The sequence below is a fragment of the Arthrobacter sp. Br18 genome (assembly GCF_000520555.1).
Classification (GTDB): Bacteria; Actinomycetota; Actinomycetes; order Actinomycetales; family Micrococcaceae; genus Arthrobacter_D.
Genome location: NZ_AZSA01000278.1, coordinates 1 through 5,041, shown reverse-complemented (window position 1 = coordinate 5,041; position 5,041 = coordinate 1). Strand labels below are relative to the sequence as shown.

Sequence of the window (5,041 nt, the reverse complement as noted above, 5' to 3'; positions counted from 1 at the left end):
TTCGCCCCGTGGAATCGTGGAATTGTCCTCCGGCGCCCGCATGAACGTTCTGGTCGTTCCTGGCGGTAATTCCGCCGAATTCCAGGGGTGCTGTGGCTACATCTTTCCGTCGGCCGGACCACCGGACCGCTTCACATGAAGAATGCGGAACGATTTCGACGTGTCTGCCCGTCGCACTGCAAAGTCCTCCGACAGGGACTCCATTAGCCATCGCTGGAGCGAGTCGGCGCCAAGGTTCTTCTGCACCACCAGCCAGGCATCGCCGGCGGGTGCGAGCCTCGGAATCCACGTCAGAAGGAGTGCATGCAGTTCCTGCTTGCCGATCCGGATTGGCGGGTTGGACCAGGCTGTGTCGAATTCGAGGGTGGGATCAACGCCGTCGGGCGTGCTCGCGTGGACATTGGCGAGCCCGAGCCTCGTGGCGTTGTCGCGAGTGAGGCCGATGCAGCGCTCGTTGACGTCGACGGCGTAGACGTCCGCCGTCGGCGCCTTGAGCGCCATGCTCAACGCCAGCGGACCCCAGCCGCAGCCGAGGTCGAGGAGCCGGCTTCCCGTGGGCGGCGGTACGGCGTCCAGCAGGATGCCGGTGCCCTTGTCGATGCCGTCGGGACTGAACAGTCCCGCGGACGTCAGCAGGTCCCTCCGCTGTCCGTCGAGGACGACGGACAGCGGGCGGCGCACCTCGGGTCCTGCAGGTTGGGTGGTGAAGTAATGCTGGGAGTCCATGCCAAAAGCCTAGTGCCGATGCAGGAGTGGTGGCGTGCCGCCGGCGGGCCGCTGCCGCCCCCGAGGACGCAGCCGGTTGCGCGGAGAGTGAATTGCGGTGACGCACCCACGGGAGGGAACTAGGATTGAGGAACATTGCGACAAGGGAGAATATGACCACGAATTCCGGAGGATCCACCGGCGCCGACATGGGACCGGAAGAGATCCAAGCGGTTATCGACCGCATTCTTGCGCACGACGAAGCAACTGCGGCGAAGTCCCCGGCCGAGCCGGGAAAGGACGCCGAAGCAGGTTCGGCTCCGAGTGAGCGCACGTGGCGCTCGCGGGCCCTGGCGATCTCGGAAGCCGCCGATGAGGAGTCGTCCTTCGACGGCGACCAGCAGGACCTTGCGGAGCGCCGTGCGCTGCGCCGGGTGGCCGGGCTCTCCACGGAACTCGAGGACGTCACCGAGGTCGAATACCGCCAGCTCCGGCTGGAGCGGGTGGTGCTCGCGGGCCTCTGGACTGACGGCACGGCGCAGGACGCCGAGAATTCGTTGCAGGAGCTTGCCGCCCTGGCTGAAACGGCAGGATCGGAAGTGCTGGACGGGATGGTCCAGCGGAGGCTCAAGCCGGATCCGGCCACCTTCCTCGGGTCCGGGAAAGCCCAGGAGCTGAAGGACGTTGTCGCCGCCACGGGTGCTGACACGGTGATCGTGGACAGCGAGCTGTCGCCCTCGCAGCGGCGCGGCCTGGAGGACATTGTCAAGGTCAAGGTCATCGACCGCACGGCCCTGATCCTCGACATCTTCGCTCAGCACGCAAAATCCCGGGAGGGCAAGGCCCAGGTGGAGCTTGCCCAGCTTGAATACCTGCTCCCTCGCCTTCGCGGCTGGGGCGAATCGATGTCCCGCCAGGCGGGCGGCCAGGTGGGCAGTGCCAGCGCAGGCATGGGGTCGCGTGGCCCGGGTGAGACCAAGATCGAGCTCGACCGGCGGAAGATCCGCACCCGGATGGCGAAACTCCGCCGGGAGATCGCGGGAATGAAACCCGCACGGGAAACGAAGCGCTCCAACCGTCGGCGTAACCAGGTCCCCTCGGTCGCCATCGCAGGCTACACCAACGCGGGAAAGTCGTCCCTGCTCAACCGGCTCACCGATGCCGGAGTCCTTGTGGAGAACGCGCTTTTCGCAACGCTCGATCCGACCGTGCGAAAGGCGGAGACCGCCGACGGCATCGGGTACACGCTGGCGGACACGGTGGGCTTCGTGCGCTCACTGCCGACCCAGCTTGTCGAGGCGTTCCGCTCGACGCTGGAGGAGGTCGCTGAATCCGATCTCATCCTGCATGTCGTCGATGCCTCCCATCCCGACCCGGAGGGCCAGATCGCAGCTGTCCGCGCCGTCATGGCGGAAGTGGACGCCCGGAACATCCCCGAAATCATCGTGCTCAACAAGGCCGATGCCGCGGACCCCTACGTCATTGAACGCCTCCGCCAGCGCGAGCCCCGCAACGTGGTGGTTTCCGCCAGGACCGGGGCCGGGCTGGATGAACTCCGCAACCTGATCAGTGAGGCGATCCCGCGCCCGGGCGTGAGGATGGAGCTCTTCGTGCCCTACGAGCATGGCGAAGTCCTCAGCCGGCTCCACCAGGAGGACACCGAAATCCTGGAGCTGGAGCATGTCGGCGAGGGCACCCGGCTCGACGTCATGGTTCGGCAGGCACTCGCTTCGGAGCTGGAACCATACCTCCGGCATGAGTGAGGGGCCCGACTCGCTGGCCCTGCTCGACGCCGCCGTCGCGGCGATGGGCGGCGAGAGCAGGACCGGGCAGCATGACATGGCGCGGCGGGTCACGGATGCCATCGCAACACGCAGTCACCTTCTGGTGCAGGCCGGCACCGGCACCGGGAAATCGCTGGCTTACCTCGTGCCGCTCATTGCCCACGCCATGGACAGCGAGCGCCCCTCGGTGGTGTCCACCGCAACGCTCGCGCTCCAGGCGCAGATCGTGGGGCGGGATCTCCCGCGCCTGCTGGAAGCCCTCGGGCCGCACCTGCCGCGTCCCGTGGACGTGGCGCTGCTCAAGGGCAGGGCGAACTATGTCTGCAAACACAAGGTGGGTGGCGGGTTCCCCGACGAGGACGTTCCCGACGCCCTGTTCAGCCTGGGGGAGGACGCTGCGCCCCACCCGGCGCCCGGCACGTTTTCCACGTCGCCCTCCAGTGCGCTCGGGAGGGAGGTAGTCCGGCTCCGCGAATGGGCCGAGGAAACCGGCAGCGGTGACCGTGACGAGCTTCTCCCCGGCGTCAGCGACCGTGCATGGCGCCAGGTCTCGGTGAGCAGCATGGAGTGCCTCGGCGCGCAGCGCTGTCCGGTGGCCCAGGAGTGCTTCAGCGAGAAGGCGCGGGAAGCGGCAGCAGAGGCCGATATCATCATCACCAACCACGCGATGCTGGCGATCAGCGCCTTCGAGGGCATCGCCGTCCTTCCCGAGTATGACGTCGTCGTCATCGACGAAGCCCATGAGCTGCACGACCGCGTCACAGGAGCGGTGTCGGGGCAGCTGGCACCGGCCATGATCAACGCGGCGACCACCGCGCTCCGGAGGCATGCCTCCATCGGAACGGGAACCCTCGACAGCGCCGGCAGTGCCTTCGAGGCTGCCGCCGAGCTCCTTCCGTCAGGTCTGCTGCAGGGAGGACTTCCGGAAGCCGTCGAGCAGGCGCTGGGCCAGGTGCGCGATGCCTGCCGCGCTGCGTTGTCGGACACCAAGACCGACAGCAGGACGGATGGTAAAGCCGCCGCCGCCGCCGGCGACGCCGACGGCGGCCGGCAGATGGCACGCGCACGGCTGACCCTGATCTTCGACCTGAGCGAACGGATCCTGGCCGCTTCCGCGTCCAACGAGGTGATCTGGGCCTCGCGCGCCAGCGCCTTCACCCCCGGTTCCGGGTATGCGGTTCCGGACGAAGGTGCGCCGGCCACCTTGAATGTGGCACCGCTGTCCGTGGCGGGCAAACTGCGGGAAGGCCTGTTCGCGGACCACACGGTGATCCTCACGTCGGCCACCCTCGCGATCGGGCCCGAGTTCGGTCCGGTGGCCGGTTGCCTCGGCCTCGCCGGTGAGGGTGCGCCGGCCTGGACAGGTGTGGACGTCGGCAGTCCTTTCGACTATCCCCGCCAGGGCGTGCTGTACGTCGCGAAGGATCTTCCCAAGCCGGAGCGGGGCACGTCCGGCGCCCAACTGGCCGAGCTGGAGGCGCTGCTGACTGCCTCACGGGGCGGCGCACTGGGCTTGTTCTCCTCCAGGCGGGCGGCCGAGGAAGCTGCTGAGGCGCTTCGGCCGAAGGTTGCGTTCGACATCCTCTGCCAGGGTGAATCCTCACTGGCCTCGCTCGTCAAGCAGTTCTCCGACGAGTCGGACACCTGCCTTTTCGGCACCATGTCCCTGTGGCAGGGGGTGGACGTGCCGGGCAGCGCCTGCCGGCTCGTGGTGATCGACCGCATTCCCTTTCCCCGCCCTGATGACCCCCTGATGACCGCCAGGACCCGCGCCGTTGCGCGCGCTGGGGGTAACGGTTTCATGAGCGTGTCCGCGACCCACGCCGCTGTGCGCCTCGCCCAGGGAGCGGGCCGGCTCATCCGGGCTTCGGGTGATCGGGGAGTGGTGGCGGTGCTCGACTCGCGGCTGGCCAATGCCCGCTACGGCGGGTTCCTCCGCGCCGCGCTTCCGCCCTTCTGGGCGACGACCGACAGGAAGACGGTGCTCGGGATTCTTGAGCGGCTCGCCGTTCCCGTACCGGGCACCAGGGCGGGCTAGAGGGCCCTCAGCACCGAGACGACCTTGCCCATGATGCTGGCGTGATCGCCAAGGATCGGCTCGTAGCGGGTGTTCTGCGGGAGCAGCCACGTATGTCCGTCGCGCTGGCGGAATGTCTTCACTGTCGCCTCGTCGTCGAGCAGCGCCGCGACGATGTCGCCGTTGAGGGCGCTCTGCTGCCGACGGACTACCACCCAGTCCCCGTCGCAGATGGCGGCATCAATCATGGAGTCGCCCGAAACCTTCAGCATGAACAGTTCTCCGTGCCCCACCAGCTGGCGCGGGAGCGGCATGATCTCCTCCACCACCTGGTCGGCCAGGATGGGCCCGCCGGCTGCGATCCGACCTACGAGCGGCACCATTGCCGTATCGACGGCGCCCGGATGCGACTGGGTGACGCCGTGCAGCGGACTGGCTGTCGGGAACGCAGGGTCCTCCGGGCCGGCCGCACCACCGAGCGTCAGCGGAAGCAGGATCTCCATGGCCCGTGGACGTTTCGGATCGCGGCGGATGT

The 5,041-nt window shown here is 67.9% G+C and carries 4 protein-coding genes; 2 read left to right on the top strand and 2 right to left on the bottom strand.

What is annotated here, in order from left to right; translation table 11 throughout:
* Positions 1 to 96: 96 nt before the first annotated feature.
* Positions 97 to 726, bottom strand: a complete 630-nt coding sequence (locus tag Y704_RS0102010) for a class I SAM-dependent methyltransferase (protein ID WP_026548886.1) — start codon at positions 724 to 726, stop codon at positions 97 to 99.
* Positions 727 to 878: 152 nt separating this feature from the next.
* On the opposite strand from Y704_RS0102010, the gene hflX reads away from it, so the two are divergent.
* Both hflX and Y704_RS0102000 read left to right on the top strand, forming a co-directional pair.
* On the top strand, positions 879 to 2,468 hold the full coding sequence (gene hflX, locus Y704_RS0102005) for a GTPase HflX (protein ID WP_026548885.1): 1,590 nt from the start codon (positions 879 to 881) through the stop codon (positions 2,466 to 2,468).
* Entirely contained in the window at positions 2,461 to 4,527 is a 2,067-nt protein-coding gene (locus Y704_RS0102000; RefSeq protein WP_026548884.1) for an ATP-dependent DNA helicase, read from the top strand. Before hflX ends, Y704_RS0102000 begins: the two co-directional genes overlap by 8 nt.
* On the opposite strand, the gene lexA is transcribed toward Y704_RS0102000, so the two are convergent.
* The coding region (gene lexA, locus Y704_RS0101995) for a transcriptional repressor LexA (protein ID WP_026548883.1) at positions 4,524 to 5,041 on the bottom strand (518 nt) is incomplete at its 5' end. The genes Y704_RS0102000 and lexA overlap by 4 nt on opposite strands.